We start from the raw sequence: 22,204 nt of genomic DNA on the forward strand, positions 1-22,204 counted from the left end.
GGCACAAAAGTAGGCCTTCATCATCTTTCCAATGTTAAGAAATTGTTAACAAAGTGTAATCTAAAGATTACGTTTACATTTTTTTAATCTAACGCTGCTCACTTTTAAATGTCAATCCCATGGTTGAAGCAACTTTATGAATCAACTCTTTTTGATAGATCTGCTCAGAAGTTTTCACCTCTCCCAAACTAGGCACATTCGCGCCGATCATGGCATACCATATTTCATGGCAGTCTTTCACTTTCTCGCCATGCGATGTCCATTCTGATTTAATGGCATCACCACGTCCATGATCGGTTGTAACCAACAAGGTAGTTTTTCCCTTATAATCAAGATCTGTATTCACAAAATTCCAAATCTCAGCAATAAAGGCATCTACCCGGTGGGCGGCATCTAAATAATGATTATAAGTTCCCTCATGCGCAAATTCATCCGTATCGCCGTACGAAATATACATTGCTTTGGGCTTTTTATTTTTTAAATAATCCATTGCTTGGTAATGCGTAAAAACGTCCAATACCTCCGCGTTGCCAAAAGCCCGAAAAGAATCTTTTGTCATGCGGGAAAGCAATTCGCTATCTTTCGTTTTGACATAACTTTGATAGGAATCAAATGCATTAATTACGGGAAAACCGGAACGCTTCTCATTCAAGATCCGATCAAATGCATCCCAAGCACCAAAAGCGGCTACCTTACCTTTGTAGGCTGGTAACGCGTTCAAGTACTCAAAAAAGTTTGTGTTGGGGTTAGGCTTGTAATCATTCGCATTAACTGCGGTATCTACTTGCCCCGTTAAAATCTCGCTGTATCCAGGATACGAAAACCAATACGGATTAGCTACATTAACCAGAGAGCCAGCAGCCCGATTTCCGTGTATTTGACCTTGTTTCTGCATGGTAGACCACATAAAGGGCAATAATTTCTTTCTGCTCTCTTCCGCTGTTTTACCTCCATAGGTTTCAACTAATCGAAGGCTATCCCCGTGGTGATACTTCTTTGATTTAACTATTTCGGCGTCTAATCCGGTGAATACCTCTTGCCAACGAAACCCGTCAGTCGTTATCACAATCACCCGATGATCAACTGATTGTTGGCCTATCGCACCAAAAGAGAGCAAAGCCGCTAGTAAGGTATATTTCCACTTCATGTTAAAAAGGTTTGGTTTCTGACTCAAAGCTAATTTACACATTTAACCCAAAGATTAACAACGTGTAATTTTCTTGATTGACAAGAAATGTCGGCAGGAAACCTACCGACATTTACTTCAATACACCAATATAAAATCTTAATTGCCTTTTGTTGGAAAACGAGTCCATCCTGTCGTCCAGCTTGGCTTTTCTAGTTTTAAAATTTCAGCATTTGTAGACTCAATCTCCGTGTTTCCATCTGCCAAGGCCTTTGTTTTCACATCCGCAGAACTGATGATTGACGTTGCTCCACTAATAAAATTCCTTGAGGTATTGGTGGTAAAGGTGCCTATTTTATTGTTTTTGAAGATTGACTTCCCATCCTTATAGGCTTGTGCTGTCTCATTACTTTCCAAGCTAAAGCCCCCTTTCATGTAGCCTATAAACGTGGAGTTACTTACTTCAAACTGAGTAGCACGTCTCCAACGCATCGCTAGGTTGTGATTAGAAAGTGCCGTTGGATCATTTGGTCCAATTAATGTTAGGTTATCTAATACTGGACGCGTAAACGGAGTCGCTGAAGAGCCTGTTCCGTCATTATCGCATTCGATTCCATTTCCTGCATCGCCTGTATCTACGAATTGTGGATCACGTCTTGAAATAGAGAATGAAACTTTACCCGTGTACCCAAAATCAAAATCATAATCATCGTCCGCTGTTGCATAGGCATATAAATACTTAGGGGATACCGTTCCTCCAAAGAATTCAAATGCATCGTCATTGGCATAGATTGTCTGTACATTTTCAATCACCGTCTTGCTACCTACAGCTCCCAAAGTCAAGGCATTGATTTCAGAGTTAGGTAAAGCGGCAATACCCGCGTATTCAATACGCACAAATTTCATCACACCACTGTTATCCTCATCATTTGAGCCGCCATAAGCGCGGCCAATACCTCCTTCTATAGTAGGCTCCGACGTACGGTTCGTTTTGGCTCTTCCTAGGATTACGATTCCTCCCCAATCCCCTGGAGTACGTTCGCCAGCAGGTCTACCAGAGGTAAATACGATTGGCTTAGCTGCAGTACCTTCAGCTTGAATTTTAGCCCCTCGCTCGATGCACAAAGCGCCCTTCTCCGAGATATCACTTTTAATAACTGTTCCAGGTTGAATAATTAATGTAGCTCCATCGGTTACGTAAACGTATCCTTTTAATGTCCACTCCTTGTCCGCAGTCAAAGTAGTCGTTACAGAAATGTTACCACTTAACGTAGTTGTGGATGGCACGTTGATAGGGGCAACATCGCCACCTAAATCCTTTGAGCAGCTAAATGTCGCTAAAGCTGCAACGATAAAAAGTAATTTTTTCATGTTAGAAGTTGTAATTAACGGTGAGTGAAACAGATGTTTCGTTGTTTGTTTTTATTAAATCACGTGATGGCTTTTGGTAGAAAACAGTAGGCTGAGCAAGCATATCGCTTACCGCCAATTTAATTTCCCCCTTATTATATTTTCTTAAGAAAACGATATCAATAACGTCTCTTGAGTTTTCAAAAATGTCTGGATACCCTTGAAAACCAACTGATGCAATACGATCACCAACTCGGTTATAGGTTAGGTTGATGGTATTATTTCCTTTATGGAAATTTAACCCTCCATTCAATGCATAATTAGATTGGCCTTGCAACTGGCGTTTAACACCTTGCACTTCAACCTCCGATTGAATTAATGCCATGTTTGAGTAAAGATCCAACCAAGAATTAATCGACTTTCTGAATTCCATTTCTAAACCATAAACAATGGCGGATGGAGGATTCGTGTAGGTCAAAGCTAGATTTGAAGGAACTGAACCATCGGCTACAATTTGCTCAATAGGTTTAATGAATTTTTTTCCAAAAACGCCAACAGAGAAGATCTCTCCCGCGTTAGGATAGAGTTCCCACTTAAAGTCCACATTGTAGATATCGGATTTTTCTAGGTCTTTATTTCCTAATAACTGCGCGTTACGAACGAAGTCATAGTAAGCAAAATTCGCTACCTCACGGAACTCCGGCCTAGCTAATGTTTTACTTAAAGAAGTTCTCCATTTCGTTTTCTCTGTAGCAGCATAGGTTAAATTCAACGAAGGTAAAAGATCTAAATATTCCCGTTGAACGTTTACTTTTTGGCCACTAAAGTCCGCCGTCCCAATCGTAAATACGTTATATTCTGTTCTCAAACCCGTGTTTAGCTTAAGTAAACCGATTTCTTTTTCGTACATCACATATCCACTTGCTAAGTCAAAATCCGCCGTGTAACGATCTGTATTATTCGTTATCTCACCTAACATATCGATGGTTTCATACCGGAAAACACGCGCCTTGAAATTTCTGTATTTCTTCAAATAACCCATCCCTACCTTAAAATCACCTATGGACTTATTTATCGCTGCATTCCCTGAATTTTCATCCATCACACTCCAAAAACGGTAAGTATCTCTCCATGCTGTTAGGAATGGATCACCCGAGTTCAAATACGATGCAGTTGGATTTACACGGTAATCGGGCTGATCACGAAGCATTAAGTTATAGCCCACGTTAAAATCCCAAGTCTTGATTTTCGCATCAAACTGGGTATTAACTACCATTTTGCGAATCGCATTTGAAGAATTACTGAATACATTCTGTACGTTATCGTAGTTCTCTCCTGTTCTATTTAAGAAGTAATCTTCTGTTTGGTAATTCGCGATAGTTTTCCAACTATAACGATTTTCGCCTAAATAAACCACATTCAATAAACCGCTTAACGACTTCGTTTGGGAGAAGTTAATGTCTTTGTATTTATAGGCTAAATCCGTAGAGGACAAATAATCAATCCGCTCGGTTGTATTTGAGGAGAAGGTATTTCTTGCAGTAGAACTAAATAATACGTTCCAATTATTTTTCTTTACCCCAAAAGAAACACTACCGTTGATATTGGGAATACTTGATGACTCGGTGATCCCTGGTGAATCAATCAATTTGGTATAGGCACGCTTATCTCCGTTACCACTCACTCGAAAAGTATTTGTCGCAGGGAAAATAGACGGGAAAGCGACAGATTCAATTAATTTAAAGTTTTGAAAAGTAGATAAAGAACCATAACTCACCCCTAAGGAAGCAGAGGCAAAATCACCCGAAACTTCTTTAGTTGTAATCTGAACTAAACCTCCAGCAAAATCACCAGGCAAATTAGCCGCAGCCCCTTTATTAATAATAATATTATCAATTAATGCCGTCGGAATAATGTCAAAAGAAAAGGCACGACGATCTGGTTCCGTTGAAGGCAATTGTGTTTTATTTAATAAGGCAGAATTATAACGATCTGCAAGACCACGTACAAGTACGAATCTATCATTCTGGATCGTTACACCACTCACACGCTTCAACGCGTCACTTACGTTTCTATCGGGGGTTTTCTTAATTGATTCAATCGATAAACCATCTGCCACAATGTAACTGGCTTTTAACGTATTAATTAACGCAGATGCCGTTTCCTTCTTAACTACAGTCCGTACAACTACGTCAGAGAGTAACTTGCTATCCTCTTCTAATTCAATAGAAACGATGACGGGTTCAGAACCAACGACAAATGAATTGTTGACAAATTCTTTGTACCCCACATAACTTGAACTTAACGTATACTTCCCTGGGGCTACATTTTGAAATATAAATTTACCATCGACGTCAGACGATGCTCCAATGTTTTTCCCTGAAGTAGGATTCTTTAACCAGATCGTAACACCAATAAGTGTCTCTTTAGATGATTTTACAACTCCTGAAACTTGAGTTTGACCAAAAGAAAGTAAAGGTATTAAAAATAATAAAATGAATAATTGGTGTTTAAATGAATACATGATGGAATTGGTGTGAAATAATTTATTGCTTGAATTAATCATGCAACAAAATTATACTAGCCAATTCTGGATACGATTAAGCCAATGTAAGGCTTTCGTTATGTCAATGTTAAAAGGATATTCTTACACTTAACAATTCCGTAACATGAAATCCTCCATTTAATTTTTTGACTAAATTTCAACAAATCAAAGGCGATTTATAGTACTATTTGAAGAATTATAATTTTTTTAAGAAGAACTTTCTTGAAAAAATTAAATTTTACACGGAATTAATTTGGAGGTAATGTAGAAAGCCTAGTTTTGGGTCAACAAACGGAAATAATTCCGCCTAAGTTTAAAACATCAAGCATTATGAAAAAGCTCATCATTTACGCAGTAGCTATTGCCTACTTCACAACGAGCATGTCCATGACTTCTAACGCAATGGCAACAGAAGTAAGCTTACCCGTAAGCATCAACCAAGTGGGAAAAATGAAATTCCTCGTTAGCGCTGATCCGAATTCGAAACTTGTTGTCATCATTACCGATGCAGATCAAAATATCATACACCGAGAAGCTATCGTGAACCAGAAACTCTACAACTTCTCGAATTTACTTGACGGGAAGTATAAAATGGAAATCATGAATGCCAAAAAGCAAGTCATCCAAACCAAAACATTTAACATACGTACTGAAACGAAACGCGATTTAGTCGCTGTGCAGTAAGCAAGTCATCAAGTGAAAGATTAAGGATAAAAGGGCGCGGATTTTCTGCGCCTTTTTTTATCAATTCGCACATCAAATTACCCGTCAAAATTTCCTATTTTTGCTCCCCCCATTGATACTAAAATAATTACCCTATGGATTACCTGGCAGGTCTGAATGAGCCCCAACGAAAAGCTGTTGAACACATCGATGGTCCCTTAATGATCATTGCGGGTGCCGGCTCAGGGAAAACCCGCGTTTTGACCTATAGAACCGCCCATTTAATTGCCAATGGCGTCGATGCGTTTAGTATTTTGTTGTTGACATTTACCAACAAAGCCTCTGGGGAAATGCGTCATCGTATTGAAACCGTGATTGGGGCGCAAGCCAAAAACATCTGGATGGGGACATTTCACTCCGTCTTTGCCAAAATCCTGCGATTTGAGGGAGAGCGTTTGGGGTATACATCGAACTTCTCGATCTACGATACAGATGATTCAAAATCGCTTATCCGTGCGCTTATCAAAGAACAAAATCTCGACGATAAAATTTATAAAGTCAATCTAGTTTTAAACCGTATTTCCAACGCAAAAAACCGATTGATTGGACCAGAACAATATATCAATAGCCCTGTTTTAGAACAAGAAGATCGCTATGCCAAGATCCCCATGATGGGGCAGCTTTACAAGTTGTATTGTGCACGCTGCTTCCAAGCTAATGCCATGGATTTTGACGATTTACTCTTCCAAACCAATATCCTCTTCCGTGATCACTTGGATGTGTTGCATAAATACCAACATAAATTCAAACATGTCATGGTGGATGAGTTTCAAGATACCAACGTATCTCAATACCTGATAACCAAAAAACTTTCGGCTGTTCATCGCAATATTTGTGTAGTAGGTGACGATGCCCAGAGTATTTATGCCTTCCGTGGCGCTGATATCCAAAATATTTTAAACTTCGAGCGGGACTATTCTGATTTGACCACTATCAAACTAGAGGAGAATTACCGGTCAACCAAAGCCATTGTTGCCGTAGCAAATTCGGTGATTTCAAGAAATAAAAACCAACTGAAAAAAGACGTATTTACTTCCAATGAAGATGGTGACCAGATTGAAATCATCCGAGCAGGAAGTGACAACGAAGAAGGGCGGATCATCGCATCCACAATTTTTGAAACCTGCCAAAAACAAGGCTTGCGCTTCTCCGATTTTGCTATTTTGTATCGTACAAATGCGCAATCACGTTCATTTGAGGAATCACTTCGTCGCTTAAATATCAAATACCGGATCATCGGAGGTTTGTCATTCTACCAACGAAAAGAGATCAAAGATGTCTTGGGTTACTTGCGTTTTGTTGTGAATCAACAAGATGAAGAAGCATTTAAGCGGATCATAAACTTACCCAAAAGAGGAATCGGGGATACCACCATTGCGAAAATTTCGGTAACGGCTGCTGAACAAAATTCAACGGTTTGGGAAGTTGTATCCAATATCAATCAATTTCAAGGCGTGCGTGGCACGGCTCCGATTGAACAATTCGCCGACTTGATTAAGTCGTATAAACTGATGGTCGAAGTCGAGCAAAAAGATGCCTATGAAGTGGCCAGCCATGTGGCAAAAACCTCGGGGCTAGTTCGCGAATTGTATGAGGACAAAACGGTGGAAGGATTAGCGCGCTACCAAAACGTGCAAGAATTACTGAATGCCATCAAACAATTTGTCGATTCGGAGGAAAATGAAGATAAATCGCTATCGACCTTTTTACAGTCGGTTTCCTTGCTAACGAATGCAGATACCACCGAAGATCCAAACGACAAGGACAAAGTAACCTTAATGACGGTTCACTCGGCCAAAGGCTTGGAATTTAAACAGGTGTTTTTGGTAGGTATGGAAGAAGACCTTTTCCCAAGCCAAATGATGTTGCAAAGTCAAGCCGACCTTGAGGAGGAGCGTCGTTTATTCTACGTAGCGATTACCCGAGCCGAGAAAAAACTGATGATCTCTTATGCGGAATCCCGTTACCAGTTTGGCCGTTTAAAGAGTTGTGAACCGAGTAGGTTCATTGATGAACTCGATAGCACTTACCTAAAAATGGCGAAAACGCCAGGGAAAAAAGACACCTCTAATTTCCGCCCAGTACAAAAAACGGGATTTGTGGAAAAATCCACGAGTGCGAGCGCGGCACAGTTAATTCAAAAACCGAAGCAAAATACGAATTACCAACATGTTCCTTCGGCAAATTTTATTCAATCTGACCCGATGAGTTTAGAAGCAGGCCAAAAGGTGGAACATCAGAAATTTGGGTTTGGAACCATACAGAAATTAGAGGTCAATGGAGCCGAACGCAAAGCACATATAGTATTTGAAAAGGGCGTAGGTGAAAAAACCTTGTTACTCAGTTTTGCGAAATTGATGATTATCGCTTAGCCGTATAGTATATGTGTGCTGGGCTAGATAATGTAGCTATTTCTGAGATTGTGGCGTAACCTTTATTTAAACCATCAAAAGCCAATGCTTCCCCTTGAGGTTCTAAGATGCTTGGTACTACACGCGGTTTACGACGCAGCGCATCGGCAATACTTTCTTTTTTTTCCTTTTTCCAATAATATATTTCTAAGTAATTTCTTACAATAATTTCCTCGTTTGAGGACGCGACATTCCCATCTGTGATGTAGTAAATTTTCTTCAATAGGCTTAGGTTTGATGTAGGCACAGAAAAATTCAATTCACAGATAAATTGTGCTGTTTGAATTCCATGATAAGCAAACGCATCTGAAGGCAATCGATACAGCCGCTTATGGTCTTCCCTTTTTGAAATAAAATAAAGCTCCCCGGAAATTTGATCAATAAGCATGCACTCCATGTCGCGTGAGCCGTCAGGTAATTTAAACTCAAGACTTTGTGTGGCTTTTATCACCCTACGAAGTGGATCGGTTAATTGGAGAGAGGGCTCCAAAAAGCGATGAACGTGGTAACTCGAATTCCGTGCCAAGTTATCCCCTATGTCGGCAACATATAAATAGGTTTGCCCTGTACGATTACGCCAGCGACCCATAGCTTCCCAGTCTCGGTTATGAAGTCCCGCTAACGTAAACTCAGCCTTGCCTTGACCTGTTTGACTTACCAAAAACATCCTATTTAAATCTTTCGAATCATTGATTACCCAATAATGTTCTGGATTGCGCTGGGACGCCACCATACCGGAGGCCTCGTCTATCTCTATGTTGGCCAATATCCCTAAATCCTTCGTTCCTTGAAAATTCGTTCGTGTAAACTCTTCTTCAGCGATGTAAAATGACTGACACGCCCAAACGAGTAAACCCACTAAAATAACTTGAACGCGACTCCTTCTTCTCACTTTTTCTTAAAATAATATAAGTGTGTGGGAGATAAATCAGGGGATTCTGAGATTGTATAATAACCAGAACCGTTGTGAGAATAGCTTACGCCTTCACCTTGCGGTTCTAATTTGTATGGAACTGCTTTTGCTGTACGAAGTAATGCCTCAGGTATACTCTCGCCGGCTTTACGTTTCCAATAATAAATCCCTATGTAATTACGAATCAGAATCTCGGTATTGTCTGGTGAAACGCATCCTCCGGTGATGTAATAGGCTTGTTGAATTTTTAAGTCATTTGTAAAGGGAACTGAAAAAGACAAATCCTGGACATATTCAGCAATGGTATTTGTTCCATTTACGACTTGCGATGCTGGAATTTTGTATAAACGCTTGTTGTTTTCTCGTTTGGAAATAATAAAAATATCTTTTGTTTTCTGGTCTATGAGCAAGGTTTCCATATCACGAAACCCATCAGGTAGGGTAAACGAAAGCTTCTTTACATCAGTCAATACGGTATAGGAATTACTTGTAATTTTCAAATCTTTAAACCAATAGATTACATAATTGGGGTTATTCAAAAAATTATCCCCTATGTCGGCAACATACACTGTCGCAGAGCCATTTGCTTCCCCTACAACCGCTAAATCTTCCCAATCACGTTGGGTTGCGCCACTTAGCAGGTATTCTTTTTTCCCTTTACCTAAGGAATCAATTAAATAAAGCATGGGGCCTTGAGGGTCTGAATCATTGGTTACCCAAAAATATCCTGGATTTTCCCGACTAGCCGCGATTCCGGACGATTCAGTTAATCGGGTGTTTTCTAGAATGCCTAAATCGAGAGCGTCATTGTACGAAGACTCCCCAGCCTTAGGGTCAGTAGGTTCTGGCATGAACTTGATGCAAGATGACAAACACAGGCTCATCAAGGATATTAATCCGTATGTTATTTGCTTAAACCTCATTCTCAGACACTTTTTCCTCTTTTTTTGTACTACTTACTTTTACCTTCTTGATGCGACGTGCATCTACTGACTGAATTTTAAATTTAAACGATTCATAGGTGAGCTCCTCCCCTGAATTTGGAATACGCCCAAACAATTCTATCATTAATCCTCCTAAGGTTTCGCTTTCTCCCTTCGCTTTTTCAAAGTAAACAGATTCCAAATCAAAAACTCGACAAAAATCATTTAAGGATGTTTTAGCTTCGAATAAATAATTTTGATCATCGAGTTGTTTATAATCGGCAGTTTCAACATCAAATTCATCATTAATTTCGCCTACAATTTCTTCTATAATATCTTCCATGGTAACTAAGCCTTCCGTTTCTCCATATTCATTCACCACGACCGCCATGTGTACACGCTTCTCTTGAAAATCATAAAGTAAATCATCAATTTTCTTATTTTCTGGAACAAAAAAAGGCTGATGAAGTAATGAAATCCAATCAAACTTTTCGTCTTCCTCCACGTGAACAAGCAAATCTTTGATGTATAAAATACCTTCTATTTTATCAATGGTTTCTTTAAAAACTGGAACGCGTGAGTATCCATTCTTATTTATCTTATCCATCAATTCATGAAAGTCCATTTCGGTGTCAAAAGCCACAATATCGCGTCGTGCTTTCATGACTGACTTCACGGATGTATTCCCAAAATTTAAAATCCCCCGTAGGATATCCTTTTCTTGCTCTGTCGTATTTTCATCCGTTGTAATCTCCAATGCATGATTTAACTCATGCGCGGTGAGGGTATAGGATTTCTTTTCAATACGTTTTTCAATCAGATTCGAGATAGCTAAAAGCGATTTAGAAAGCGGAGTAAATACCCAAGTAAAAAATTGAATTAACGTAGCTGAGAACGTCGCAAATCGAATATTATTTTGTTGGGCCCAAACCTTCGGAATCAATTCGCCGAAAAAGGTGATGATGAAGGTTACCCCAAATAGTAAAAACAAGGTAATAACTAAAGCTATTTCTGGATCCTCTGGAACACCTAAAATCATCCCCGTCAAATAATTTGAAAGTGTAATAAAGATGATATTCACGAAATTGATTGCAATTAACAAAGTAGCGAGAAGCTGTTGTGGCTTATCCAACAGCCGACTCACAGCCTTTTCTGCAGGATTATCACTCTCTCGTAGCGCTGAACGCTGATCTGCATTCAGTGAAAAAAATGCTACCTCAGAACCAGCCAATAGGGCTGAAAGTAAGAGAAGAGCAATCAAAAGAAGCCCGATAAAAAACACCGAACTAAGGGACAGATTGGGATCTACGAAGCCCAATAAATGAATGGGAAAGGGGTCAGCCTCCATAATTTTTGTGCACAATAAGCACAAATTTAAGAAAAAGGGAATAGAGTCATCCTAAATTCCCCATTCTTATTTAAAATTTAAAATGGCAACACATCGTCATCCTCTTGCATCACACTTGGAAATGGGTTTTCATTCGCCGCAGGGGCATTTAAATTTACTGCCTGAGGCTTTGGACGTTCAGGTAAATCGTTTCCTTTTTCATTCCTTCCACCAATTAAATTCATGCTCGTAGCGCGAATTCGATAGCCACGAACGGTGGCCCCCGTTTTATCTTGCCATTCCTCCGAACGAATTTTTCCTTCAATATAGACCTGATTGCCTTTTCGCAAATATTGCTCGGCGATGTTAGCCAAATTATCCCAAAGCTCTACCCGATGCCATTCGGTTTGTTCGACGCGTTGTCCATCTTTTCCTGTGTAGGCCTCAGACGTTGCGATATTGATATTCGCCACTTTGACCCCATTGGGTAATGCCCGCACTTCGGGATCTCCCCCCAAATTGCCTAATAAAATTACTTTGTTTACGCCTGCCATAATTGTCTTGTTTAAAAGGTTAGGTAATTGAACAGCCAAATGTACTGCTTCTAGCCTTCCAATATTTCCTTCAGTGCAATATTATCAGTAATCAGATTTAATAACAAGACAGGCTTGCCTAATTGCTCGAATTCGGATGACAAAATCCATTGATAATTATCGGGCAATTCAAAAGTATAATTGGTCGGTAATCGAACCAACCAAGCTTCTGATACTATTTTCTGGTGGCTTAATACATGAATCCCTGGACTTTCTAAAGGAAGAGCAAAGGGCATAATCAGTGACAAAAAAGGATATAAATTTATTGCTTCTGAAAGATCAGTTGACTCCACACAAAAGAACTCCCAAAGCCCTTGCCAAATATCTTTGGCATGCCGCTGATGTACAAGCAAGCGGCCTGATTGTTCAATCACCACATATTTAAAATGACGTATTCGTTGGGCTTTTGCCTTTGTCTTGACAGGAAGATCTTGAATCCGACTGTTTCGGTAAGCATAACAAGTGGTAATGAGTGGGCATTCAACACAATTGGGGGCTGGACTACATAGCAAAGCGCCAAACTCCATAATGGCTTGATTGAAGCGAGCAGGGTCAGACCTTGGAATTAATTCCTGGGCAAGCGAGGTAAATTCTTTACGGGCAGAGGCGTGTAAAATATCCGTTTCAACCCCAAAATATCGAGCTAAGACACGAAATACATTTCCGTCGACCACTGGGCTTGCTTCACCAAAGGCAAAAGAAGCGATGGCTGCAGCTGTGTAGGGCCCTACGCCTGGCAACTGAAGTAACTCAACATAGGTATTTGGAAATTTTCCAGCTCGTGTTTCCACTAAAAATTTGGCTGTTTTGTGCAAATTTCGGGCCCTGCTGTAATAACCTAAACCCTGCCAAAGGCGAAACAAGGTCGTTTCATCGGCAGCTGCCAAATCAAAAACGGTAGGAAAAGCTTCAGATAAGGTATAGAAATAGGGCAACCCCTGAACGACACGAGTTTGTTGCAGGATGATTTCTGATAACCAAATCAGATAAGGATCTTGCGTTCTACGCCAAGGAAGGTCTCTGGCATGGTCTTTATACCAAGAAATCAAGGTTTCAGCAAAAGGATGCGCTTGGCTTTTTTTCATAGCTTGTTCAAAGATAGTTGGCCAATCAGAAGCAAAAAAATAAATATCGCTTTTTCATTTGCCCCTTTTAAAGAAAAACCTTACTTTTGTATCCCTTTTGAAAGCAAGAGGGAACGAAATAGAATCAACGATTTAATAAAGACTCATTACCGTGACTAAGGCAGATGTAATTGCTGAGATTTCCAGCAAAACAGGGATAGATAAAAAAGATGTATCTGAAACGTTAGAAAACTTCTTTGAGGTTGTTAAAGACAACCTAGCGAAACAAGAAAATATTTATGTTCGTGGTTTCGGAAGTTTTATAAATAAGAAAAGAGCGAAGAAAATTGCTCGTAATATTTCTAAAAACACGTCAATTACAATTGATGAGCATTATGTGCCAAGCTTTAAGCCTGCCAAAGTGTTTATCGAACAAGTTAAAACAAGCACTGACCCTGCGAAAGCTTAATCCATTTTGAATTAAGTTTAATGGTCAATAAAATGAAGAAGACAACAGGAATCATTTTATGTTTAGGCCTAGCAATAAGTGCCCTCATCTTCCAATTACCCAAAGGGAATGTGAGTAATAAAACGGAAACCTCTGTGGCTGGAGGGGCCAACCGAGATGCTGCGGCAAAAGAATCTGCGCAAAAGGAATCCGAAACCAGCCATGCAACTCCATTAACACCGGAGCAGCAAAAACAAATTGCAGGTTTAAAAGTAAAGCTGCAAGAAGCCAAGACAGAAGCACAGCAAGTTGACGCATTAGAAAAACTCGCAAGTGCATTCATTGGCGCTGATAAATATGATAGTGCCGCATTTTATGCAGCAAACTACGCAGATAATCATGCAAGTTTGACGCATATTTTACGCGCCGGACAACTGTATTTTGAGGCACAAACCTACGCGATCAACGCCAAAAAGGGTCAAAACTTAGGCGAAAAAGCGCGTAATTATTTTGAAAAAGCGTTGTCAATTGATCCGAATAACCTTTTGGTTAAAACGAATTTAGCGATGACTTATGTAGATACGCCTACCCCAATGAAAGGCATTAGCCTTTTACGGGAAGTGATTGAACAGGAGCCGACTTTCGTGCCGGCGATTTTCAATTTGGGTATATTAGCCATTAAATCGAATCAGTTTGGCAAAGGTCAAGAACGATTCACCCAGATATTGAAGCTGGAACCGAACAATTACAAAGCCGCCTTAAACCTCGGATTTTGTTTGGCCCAGTTAGATAAAAAAGAAGAGGCCAAAAAAGTTCTTAAGCGCGTTCTGAACGAAAGTAAAGATGCTGAAGAAACAAAAGCCGCAAAAGAATTGCTAGCAGAAATGTAGCATTAAATACTGTAGAGGCGCCGTTTTATGTGCCTTCGCAACATTAGAAAGCTGAAAATCAGCTTGGTAAATTATTAAAAACTTAAACGCTAAAAGCTATGCCTTGCGGAAAGAAAAGAAAACGTCATAAGATTTCAACGCACAAAAGAAAAAAACGTCTTCGTAAGAATCGTCATAAGAAGAAGTAATATAAGGTTAACAGTTTCATTATGAGATTGTAAGCAAAACCCAAGAACAGGCATTTTATTTAGCAATAAATAGCCTGTTTTTGGCGTTTAATTTCCTGTATATTTTATATTCGGACTTAGGTCTGAATTAAACCTTCTTCTTGTAAAATTGTGAGCAATGAATTAATCATTAATTCTACACCCAAGGGTGATAGAATAGCCCTTTTGCAAGACAAAAGGATTGTAGAATACCACATTGAACAATCTGAACCCCAATTCTCTGTCGGAGATATTTACCTGGGGACGATTAAAAAATTGGTATCTGGATTAAACGCCGCCTTTATTGATATTGGTTATGAGAAAGATGCATTCTTGCATTACCATGATCTTGGACCTAATTTGGCCACACTCCAAAAATTCACACGCGATGTCCTGAATAAAAAAGGGAAAAACGTTAAGTTGGAAAATTATAAGTTGGAGTCTGAAATAGACAAATTAGGTAAAATCGATAAAGTGCTGACTCGAGGACAATTAGCACTTGTGCAGGTTGTCAAAGAGCCTATCTCAACGAAAGGCCCGCGCCTTTCTTGCGATATTTCCATAGCTGGACGCTTTTTGGTGTTGGTCCCATTTTCAAATGGGGTCAATATTTCGAAAAAAATAACGTCAAAAGCAGAGCGGAACCGACTTCAAAAATTAATGACGTCCATCAAACCCAAAAATTATGGGGTGATCGTTCGTACCGTTGCTGAAGGCAAAGCCGTGGAAGAAATGGAGCGCGACTTGAAAGAGTCCATCGCGAAATGGGAGGAGGGAATCAAAAAGTTAATTGATGCCAAACCCACAGATCGTATTATCGGCGAAATGAGCCGTGCAACATCCATGTTACGCGACTTATTAAACAACGATTTCGATAATGTAATTGTGGATAGCCAAGAGCTTTACAATGAAGCCAAGGATTATGTACACAACGTAGCTCCGGAAAAAGAAAAGATTGTTAAGCTCCACGTAGGTAAAACAAAATTATTCGAACAGGTAGGCATTGAAAAGCAATTGAAAATGCTGTTCGGCCGTTCGGTATCCTTACCAGGTGGAGGCTACTTAATTGTAGAACATACCGAAGCATTACACGTTATCGACGTTAACTCGGGAAATAAATCAAATTCGGAAGATGATCAAGAGGCTACGGCTTTAAGTGTCAACCGGGAGGCTGCCAAAGAGATAGCGCGTCAATTACGCTTACGCGACATGGGTGGAATTATTGTGATTGACTTCATCGACATGAAGAAGGCGGAAAATCGCAAATTGATTCAAGACATCATGCGCGATGAAATGCGAGGAGATCGATCTAAATACACCATTCTTCCCCTGACAAAATTCGGCTTAATGCAAATTACGCGTCAACGGGTTCGTCCGGAAATGAATGTGTCAACGCATGAAACCTGCCCAAGTTGTGGCGGTACAGGATCAATTACAGCGAGTATTGCTGTATCTGAGATTGTAGCACAGCATGTGGAACATTTGGTATTGAAACAAAATGAGAAGAAATTAACTATTTTGGTTCATCCATTCTTGCATGCCTACTTCACCAAAGGATTCCCTTCCATTCGAATGAACTGGTTTTTAAAGTATAAAACCTGGATTTCCATGATGGAAGACTCCTCGTTTGGCATTACAGAATTTAAATTCTTAAACCAAAACGGAGATGAAATCGAAATCTCTTCTTAGAATACTCATTGTATGTCAATTAACACTGCCATTGGCCTTTCAAGCGGAAGGTCAATGGTGGAAGTTAACTGAAGACGCCGAAAAAGAGCGCTCAAAAGGCATGCTTCTGTTAACTTCGGAAGTACAAATTGAAGCCACTACCGCTATCAATCAAATGTACAATTATCACTTTCCTGAAGCGGAAAGAGAATTCAATTATCTTAAGGTTAAATATCCCAACCACCCGCTTCCCGACTTTCTGCTTGGGTTAATGCAATGGTGGAAAATAGTTCCCAATACGGAAAATGAGGTATATGACAACCGATTAATCGAGTACATGGATAGCAGTATCAGCAAAGCCGAGAAAATCTGGGACGATACAGAGAATCCTGAAGCGGCCTTTTTTATGGCTGCGGCATACGCCTTTAAAGGGCGCTTACATGCAGAACGTAAGAACTGGACACGCGCGACACTCGCTGCAAAAAATGCATTAAAATACTTAGAACATTCGCGCAAATTTGCTGACTTCAGCCCTGAGTTGATGTTTGGCGATGGTCTATATAATTATTATTACCATTTCATTAAACAGAATTTTCCACTCTTGCGACCTGTTCTATGGCTTTTTCCCAAAGCCAACAAAATGCAAGGCGTCGCTCAATTGGAAAAAGTTAGCTACCAAGCATTCTATACCCGTACCGAAGCGCGTTATTTCCTTTTGCAGATTTATGCCATGGAAAATATGACGGATAAGTCATATGACTTAGCCAAGTATACGCATGAAAATTACCCGGATAACCCATTTTTCCATCGCTATCACGCGCGTGCTGCGTTTATTGTCGGGAAAATGGATGAGGCAATGGAACAATCTAAAGAAATTCTAGCACGAATCGCCAGGCACCAAGTAGGTTATGAAGCCGTTTCAGGTCGATATGCAAGTTATATTTTAGGCTATTACCAACTGTATGTCTATAAAAATCGGGCAGATGCTAAACAGTTATTCCAGCAATGCATGGACTTTAGTAAGCAGACTAATGCAATGGAGTCTGGCTATTATTGGGCATCTGTCCTGGGATTAGCTCGAATCGCTTTTCAAGAGAATGATTACGACAAGACAGTCGACTATTGTAAGGAGGTTTTAGATAAGGCTGAAAAGAAATCGGCCCAACACGTGGAGGCCAAAAAATTATTATCAGAGGCAAAAAAGGCCCGCAGAAAAAGGAAATAATTGCGTTGGTGAGAATTTAGTACCTTTGTAATTATATGGAAATGAACGCCGCATTGATCAAAAAATACTTTCCGGAAATTACGGAAAAACAAGAAGCACAATTTGATATGCTCCTTCCATTATACAAGGAATGGAATGAAAAAATCAATGTAGTTTCGCGTAAGGATATTGAAAACTTGCTGCTTCATCACGTGTTGCATTCCTTAGCCATAGCCAAATTTCTGCCTTTTAGACCCGGCACCGAAATCCTCGATGTAGGTACAGGAGGTGGATTCCCAGGCATCCCTCTAGCTATTCTGTATCCTGAAACGCATTTCCTTTTAGTTGATAGTATTGGCAAAAAAATCAAAGTGGTGGAAGGTGTAGCCGAGGCTTTAGAATTAAGTAACGTTGAGGCAAAACACATGCGCGCAGAAGACGTAGATCAAGATTTTGAATTTATTATTAGTCGGGCAGTAACCCGACTGACGCCATTTTATTATTGGGTCAAAAATAAAATCAGCCCTAATCATTTTCATACGCAACGTAACGGATTATTGTTATTAAAGGGGGGAGAATTAACAGAAGAAATCGCTGAATTAGGAAAAAAGGTGAAGGTTACTGCACTGACATCTTATTTTAAAGAAGAATTTTTTGAAACCAAAAAACTCGTTTACGTGCCGATGTAATTAGGATTTTATGCAGAAACGATCAGTCGCATTATGTACGTTTAATGGTGCAGAATTCCTTTCGAAACAATTGGAATCCATCAAACAGCAGACCCTGCCTATTCACGAAATGGTGGTTTGTGACGATGGATCGTCCGATGAAACACTAGCCATTTTAGAGCGATTCAGCAAGCAGGTTCCATTTTCGGTGCAGGTACATCAAAACCCCGTTAACCTGGGAAGTAGTAAGAATTTTGAAAAATGCATTAAGCTCTGTGAAGGGGATTTGATTTTTCTTTGTGATCAAGATGATGTCTGGGAACCTCAAAAAGTAGAGCAAATTGTGCACTATTTAACTGAACATCCTGAACATGAGGCGGTCTTTTCCAATGCTACCATGATTGACCAGGCTGGATTTCCTACGGGAAAAACCTCATTTGATCAAATTGAATTTACAGCTGAAATTCAGTCAATATGGCAAGCCGGAGGCTCATTCCGCATCCTACTAAAAGGATATATTGTAACTGGGGCGGCATTAGCTATCAAAAAAAGAGCATTAAAAAACATTTCTCCGGTTCCCAACATTACAAAAGAACTCATACATGATGGTTGGATTGCACTCAATTTGAGCATAAACAACCAAATCGGCTTCATTAATACCTGTTTAATTCAATACCGAGAACATTCAAACCAACAAGTAGGTTTTAAAAGCAAACCAGCACGTGTTTCGTTATTGAAACGCTTTACACGCGCTCGAGAGGAAAAATTAAGTACATTGCGCAAAAAAGCCGATATTGCAAATGCGATGCTGTTGCATTTTGAAGGGCTACCTCACGTAGAATCGAAAATCATTGCAGCATTAAATTCCCGGGAAGCCTTTTATCGTATGCGCGCAAACCTCCCGGCGAATCGATTGGCCCGGATTGTACCAGTAATTAAACACGCATTAAATGGTTCTTACAAGGAAGAGGAAGGCGGCAAGTGGTGGCGGCCAGTACTAGGCGATTTAGTAGAATAAATATGGAAAAAGTAGCCATAGTCATCCCACTTTATAAATCTCAATTAAATCTTGGGGAAGAACTCTCCTTACTTCAATGTATAAAAGTTTTGGGAAAACACCCGATTCGATTCGTAGCTCCCGAATCACTTGATCTTTCATTTTTATCTACTTGGATAGATGATATACAATCCATTCGATTTAATGACGATTATTTTAAAAGTCCAAAGACCTATAATAAACTATTAACTAGTCAAGAATTTTACCAAGCTTTTTTAAATGTTGAATACATCCTAATTTACCAATTAGATGCGTATGTATTTGAAGACAGGCTCTTAGAATGGTGTGGCAAAGGATATGACTATGTAGGAGCGCCTAAGCTAAGAAAGCACCACGTAGCAAGTCAGCCATCATGCCTACCGGTTTTAATGAATGGTGGAATATCATTGAGAAAAGTGAAACCTTTACTGCGGTATATCCGCCTATACCAACTGTTTTTTAATGCCTGGTTAGCCAATGAAGATGCCATGTTTTCATTTGCTCAACGGCGCGTATATCCATTTCGATTTCTCCTAAAATTGCCAAGTTGGAAAGAGGCAATGTCATTTGCGATAGAGCAAAATCCAGAAACCTGCTATAAAATATTAGGCAAATTACCTTTTGGATGTCACGCATGGGAACGTTACCAACCCCGATTTTGGAAACAATTTATCCCTACGAAATTTTAACTAACAAATTAGACTGCTTCAGGTTGAAAAAGTAAACGCATGGTGCGTACTTTCCGACGAGAAATCGGAATGATTTCATCATTGATTAACCGAATAGCTTTTTGAGATTTAAAGTCAATGTGGCGTATCGCAGCTGGATTAATTAATGCTGACTTGGACGGACGAATAAAGCCCCCATCTTCGAGTACATCAGCAAAGTATTTAAGGGTTCTGCAGGATAGAAATTTTCTTCCATCCCGCATGATGATATGTGAATAGTTGCCTTCACCTCGAACTAACAGAATATCAAATGCAAGGACATGAGTTCCATCAAGAATGAAAGCAGGCAAAGCAAGCAACTTCTCTTCAAACAACATAAATTCTCTAATTAATAGCCTATTGGGGTCTATTCGAAATTAGACTACTTCAAGCCCAAAAAGGAAAAAAATTGAGTTATTTGCGTTATTGCTTATTTTTGGTCTTTATTCATTTATTAAAAGGCTGGCAGGTAAATGTGTAATATGTGAATAATGACATAGATTTGCCAATAAAGGTCATCAAGTGCCTTATGTAAGCCGAATAAAACAACACAAAGCGGATAGTAAACATGATAAAAAACGATATTATTGCATCGCGAAAAACAAGATATATATGAAAAACAGAAGATTTGGTAGAACCAATTGGCAAGTAAGTGAAATGGGATATGGTATGTGGGGCTTAGCGGGTTGGACGGGCTCAGATATCCAAGAAGTAAATCAATCACTGGATTTGGCAGTTGATTTAGGTGCAAATTTTTTTGATACCGCTTGGGGATATGCCGAAGGTAAAAGCGAAGAAATTTTAGGTGGATTAATCAAACGAAACCCCGGGAAAAAATTGTACGCGGCAACAAAAATTCCACCGAAAAATTTCATTTGGCCATCAAAGTCACATTTCAAATTGGCGGACTGTTTCCCAGCTTCACACATTATCGAATACACAGAAAAAAGTCTGAAAAATTTGGGCGTTGAGCAAATTGACCTTCAACAGTTCCACGTTTGGGAAGACGCTTGGGCACAAGATGAAGAGTGGCAAAAAGCAGTGGAACAATTAACTGCCGCGGGGAAGGTGGCGCATTGGGGAATTTCCGTTAATCGATGGGAGCCTACCAATTGCTTAAATACGCTAGAAACAGGCTTAATTTCGTCTGTTCAAGTAATCTACAACATCTTTGATCAGAATCCAGAAGATTTGTTATTCCCCTTATGTAAGAAACTTGATGTGGGAATAATCGCTCGAGTACCTTTCGATGAAGGAAGTTTAACAGGCTTAATGACATACGATACAACATTCCCGGCAGATGACTGGCGTTCAACGTATTTCGTACCTGAAAATCTTATATCAAGTGTTGATCATGCCAATGCCTTAAAACCACTGGTTCCCGAAGGTATGAATTTGCCTGAAATGGCTTTGCGCTTTATTCTTTCTAACCCTGATGTAGGGACGATCATTCCAGGGATGCGAAAGCAAAATCACGTAAAAAGTAATATTGCGTGTTCGGATGGGAATGGCTTAGCTAAGTCCCTTGTCGAAGAACTACGTGCACATCGCTGGGATCGCCAACCTACTGAATGGTCCCAATAGATTGATCAAAAAGCTCTTTAAGCTTAGGCTCTTCACGAAATCCCGATGTTTTTTGGATTAATTTTCCCTGACGAAAAACCAAAAAACTCGGGATTTCGTCAATTCCATGGGCTTGTAATATAGCTTGATTTCCATCGGCTTCTACTTTTATGACAGTCACCTTGCCTTTGTACTCCCCTGCCAATTTATCAACCATTGGCATCATTTTAAGGCATGGGGCACACCATTTTGCATAAAAATCCACCACTACAGCATCATTTTCTTTCGCTAATTTTTCAAAGTCAGTAAGACTCCAGGCGGCATCGTGCTGAACGGCAGGCACACCCTCCAGCGGCATCATTTTGGTAGTCCATTTTAAGTACCCTCCTTTCAGTTCGGTAACTTGAAAGCCTTTTGAACGCATGAGTTCGGCAGCTTGTGCGGACCTGCCACCTGAGAGACAATAAATTAAAACGGGTTTACTTTTATCTAGTTTATCTACTTCCTGACCGAAAGCCTCAGACCGAAAATCAATATTTCGGGCTTTTGGTAAATGACCGCCGCCGAACTCCCCAGCGGTTCGCACATCCAGCAAAAGTGCTTGAGGAAGTTCAGTAATTTTGGTCGAAAAGGATTCAACCTCAAGCACTTGTGAAAATGCTTGACCTGTACAAAAAGTCAAAAACAGGACTAGAAAGGAAAATTTTTTCATTTAAATGAGATGACAGGTTATATAATCATGAATAAACACAAAAACGACGGAAATTATTTAAATTTTGCGTTATTTTGCAAGGCAATTTAAGCAATTACATCGTAATCATTTATTCACAATAACAATA

At 39.7% G+C, this 22,204-nt stretch carries 20 protein-coding genes; 10 read left to right on the forward strand and 10 right to left on the reverse strand.

What is annotated here, in order from left to right; genetic code table 11:
* Window positions 1-88: 88 nt before the first annotated feature.
* The 3 genes from ACIQZ2_RS03710 to ACIQZ2_RS03720 all read right to left on the reverse strand — a co-directional run bounded on the left by ACIQZ2_RS03710 (window position 89) and on the right by ACIQZ2_RS03720 (window position 5,042).
* Entirely contained in the window at window positions 89-1,147 is a 1,059-nt protein-coding gene (locus ACIQZ2_RS03710) for an alkaline phosphatase family protein (protein WP_395767496.1), read from the reverse strand.
* Between the two features lie 138 nt (window positions 1,148-1,285).
* Window positions 1,286-2,497, reverse strand: coding sequence for a T9SS C-terminal target domain-containing protein (locus ACIQZ2_RS03715; RefSeq protein WP_395767497.1), 1,212 nt, complete (start codon window positions 2,495-2,497; stop codon window positions 1,286-1,288).
* 1 nt (window position 2,498) lies between these two features.
* Window positions 2,499-5,042 carry a TonB-dependent receptor domain-containing protein gene (locus ACIQZ2_RS03720; RefSeq protein WP_395767498.1) on the reverse strand — a complete coding sequence of 848 codons (2,544 nt, stop codon included), beginning with the start codon at window positions 5,040-5,042 and terminating at the stop codon, window positions 2,499-2,501.
* Window positions 5,043-5,351: 309 nt separating this feature from the next.
* Here ACIQZ2_RS03720 and ACIQZ2_RS03725 point away from each other — a divergent pair, with 309 nt between their 5' ends.
* Both ACIQZ2_RS03725 and ACIQZ2_RS03730 read left to right on the forward strand, forming a co-directional pair.
* The gene (locus tag ACIQZ2_RS03725; RefSeq protein ID WP_395767499.1) at window positions 5,352-5,705 is read left to right on the forward strand and encodes a hypothetical protein; all 354 of its coding nucleotides are present in this window, start codon (window positions 5,352-5,354) and stop codon (window positions 5,703-5,705) included.
* A gap of 134 nt (window positions 5,706-5,839) precedes the next feature.
* Window positions 5,840-8,116, forward strand: a complete 2,277-nt coding sequence (locus ACIQZ2_RS03730; protein ID WP_395767500.1) for an ATP-dependent helicase — start codon at window positions 5,840-5,842, stop codon at window positions 8,114-8,116.
* Here ACIQZ2_RS03730 and ACIQZ2_RS03735 read toward each other — a convergent pair.
* From ACIQZ2_RS03735 to mutY, 5 genes are all read right to left on the reverse strand, one after another.
* Window positions 8,106-9,047 carry a hypothetical protein gene (locus tag ACIQZ2_RS03735; RefSeq protein WP_395767501.1) on the reverse strand — a complete coding sequence of 314 codons (942 nt, stop codon included), beginning with the start codon at window positions 9,045-9,047 and terminating at the stop codon, window positions 8,106-8,108. The genes ACIQZ2_RS03730 and ACIQZ2_RS03735 overlap by 11 nt on opposite strands.
* Window positions 9,044-9,919 carry a hypothetical protein gene (locus ACIQZ2_RS03740; RefSeq protein WP_395767502.1) on the reverse strand — a complete coding sequence of 292 codons (876 nt, stop codon included), beginning with the start codon at window positions 9,917-9,919 and terminating at the stop codon, window positions 9,044-9,046. Before ACIQZ2_RS03740 ends, ACIQZ2_RS03735 begins: the two co-directional genes overlap by 4 nt.
* Window positions 9,920-9,980: 61 nt before the next feature.
* Entirely contained in the window at window positions 9,981-11,339 is a 1,359-nt protein-coding gene (gene gldE, locus ACIQZ2_RS03745; RefSeq protein ID WP_395767503.1) for a gliding motility-associated protein GldE, read from the reverse strand.
* Window positions 11,340-11,416: 77 nt separating this feature from the next.
* A complete protein-coding gene (locus tag ACIQZ2_RS03750; RefSeq protein ID WP_395767504.1) occupies window positions 11,417-11,872 on the reverse strand; it encodes a single-stranded DNA-binding protein in 456 nt (151 codons plus the stop codon).
* A 50-nt stretch (window positions 11,873-11,922) separates the two neighbouring features.
* Window positions 11,923-12,996, reverse strand: coding sequence for an A/G-specific adenine glycosylase (gene mutY / locus ACIQZ2_RS03755; protein ID WP_395767505.1), 1,074 nt, complete (start codon window positions 12,994-12,996; stop codon window positions 11,923-11,925).
* Between the two features lie 151 nt (window positions 12,997-13,147).
* Between mutY and ACIQZ2_RS03760 the strand changes: the two genes are divergently transcribed.
* From ACIQZ2_RS03760 to ACIQZ2_RS03790, 7 genes are all read left to right on the forward strand, one after another.
* Complete coding sequence (locus ACIQZ2_RS03760; protein WP_315574277.1) at window positions 13,148-13,444, forward strand: HU family DNA-binding protein; 297 nt, start codon at window positions 13,148-13,150, stop codon at window positions 13,442-13,444.
* A 32-nt stretch (window positions 13,445-13,476) separates the two neighbouring features.
* On the forward strand, window positions 13,477-14,313 hold the full coding sequence (locus ACIQZ2_RS03765) for a tetratricopeptide repeat protein (RefSeq protein ID WP_395767506.1): 837 nt from the start codon (window positions 13,477-13,479) through the stop codon (window positions 14,311-14,313).
* 338 nt (window positions 14,314-14,651) lie between these two features.
* Complete coding sequence (locus ACIQZ2_RS03770; RefSeq protein WP_395767507.1) at window positions 14,652-16,208, forward strand: ribonuclease E/G; 1,557 nt, start codon at window positions 14,652-14,654, stop codon at window positions 16,206-16,208.
* Window positions 16,186-17,412, forward strand: coding sequence for a tetratricopeptide repeat protein (locus ACIQZ2_RS03775; protein WP_395767508.1), 1,227 nt, complete (start codon window positions 16,186-16,188; stop codon window positions 17,410-17,412). Before ACIQZ2_RS03770 ends, ACIQZ2_RS03775 begins: the two co-directional genes overlap by 23 nt.
* Window positions 17,413-17,447: 35 nt before the next feature.
* Window positions 17,448-18,080 (forward strand): 16S rRNA (guanine(527)-N(7))-methyltransferase RsmG, encoded by a 633-nt coding sequence (gene rsmG / locus ACIQZ2_RS03780; RefSeq protein WP_395767509.1) that lies wholly within the window; start codon window positions 17,448-17,450, stop codon window positions 18,078-18,080.
* A 10-nt stretch (window positions 18,081-18,090) separates the two neighbouring features.
* On the forward strand, window positions 18,091-19,077 hold the full coding sequence (locus tag ACIQZ2_RS03785) for a glycosyltransferase family 2 protein (protein WP_395767510.1): 987 nt from the start codon (window positions 18,091-18,093) through the stop codon (window positions 19,075-19,077).
* A gap of 2 nt (window positions 19,078-19,079) precedes the next feature.
* The gene (locus ACIQZ2_RS03790) at window positions 19,080-19,784 is read left to right on the forward strand and encodes a DUF5672 family protein (protein WP_395767511.1); all 705 of its coding nucleotides are present in this window, start codon (window positions 19,080-19,082) and stop codon (window positions 19,782-19,784) included.
* 8 nt (window positions 19,785-19,792) lie between these two features.
* Here the strand turns inward: ACIQZ2_RS03790 and ACIQZ2_RS03795 are convergent, their stop codons facing one another.
* A complete protein-coding gene (locus ACIQZ2_RS03795) occupies window positions 19,793-20,140 on the reverse strand; it encodes a LytTR family DNA-binding domain-containing protein (protein ID WP_395767512.1) in 348 nt (115 codons plus the stop codon).
* A gap of 274 nt (window positions 20,141-20,414) precedes the next feature.
* Here ACIQZ2_RS03795 and ACIQZ2_RS03800 point away from each other — a divergent pair, with 274 nt between their 5' ends.
* The gene (locus ACIQZ2_RS03800) at window positions 20,415-21,386 is read left to right on the forward strand and encodes an aldo/keto reductase (protein ID WP_395767513.1); all 972 of its coding nucleotides are present in this window, start codon (window positions 20,415-20,417) and stop codon (window positions 21,384-21,386) included.
* Here ACIQZ2_RS03800 and ACIQZ2_RS03805 read toward each other — a convergent pair.
* Window positions 21,367-22,077: a thioredoxin domain-containing protein gene (locus ACIQZ2_RS03805; RefSeq protein WP_395767514.1), complete on the reverse strand. Its 711-nt coding sequence runs from the start codon at window positions 22,075-22,077 to the stop codon at window positions 21,367-21,369. The genes ACIQZ2_RS03800 and ACIQZ2_RS03805 overlap by 20 nt on opposite strands.
* Window positions 22,078-22,204 lie beyond the last annotated feature (127 nt).

The sequence above is a fragment of the Aquirufa sp. genome (assembly GCF_044342065.1).
GTDB lineage: Bacteria > Bacteroidota > Bacteroidia > Cytophagales > Spirosomataceae > Aquirufa.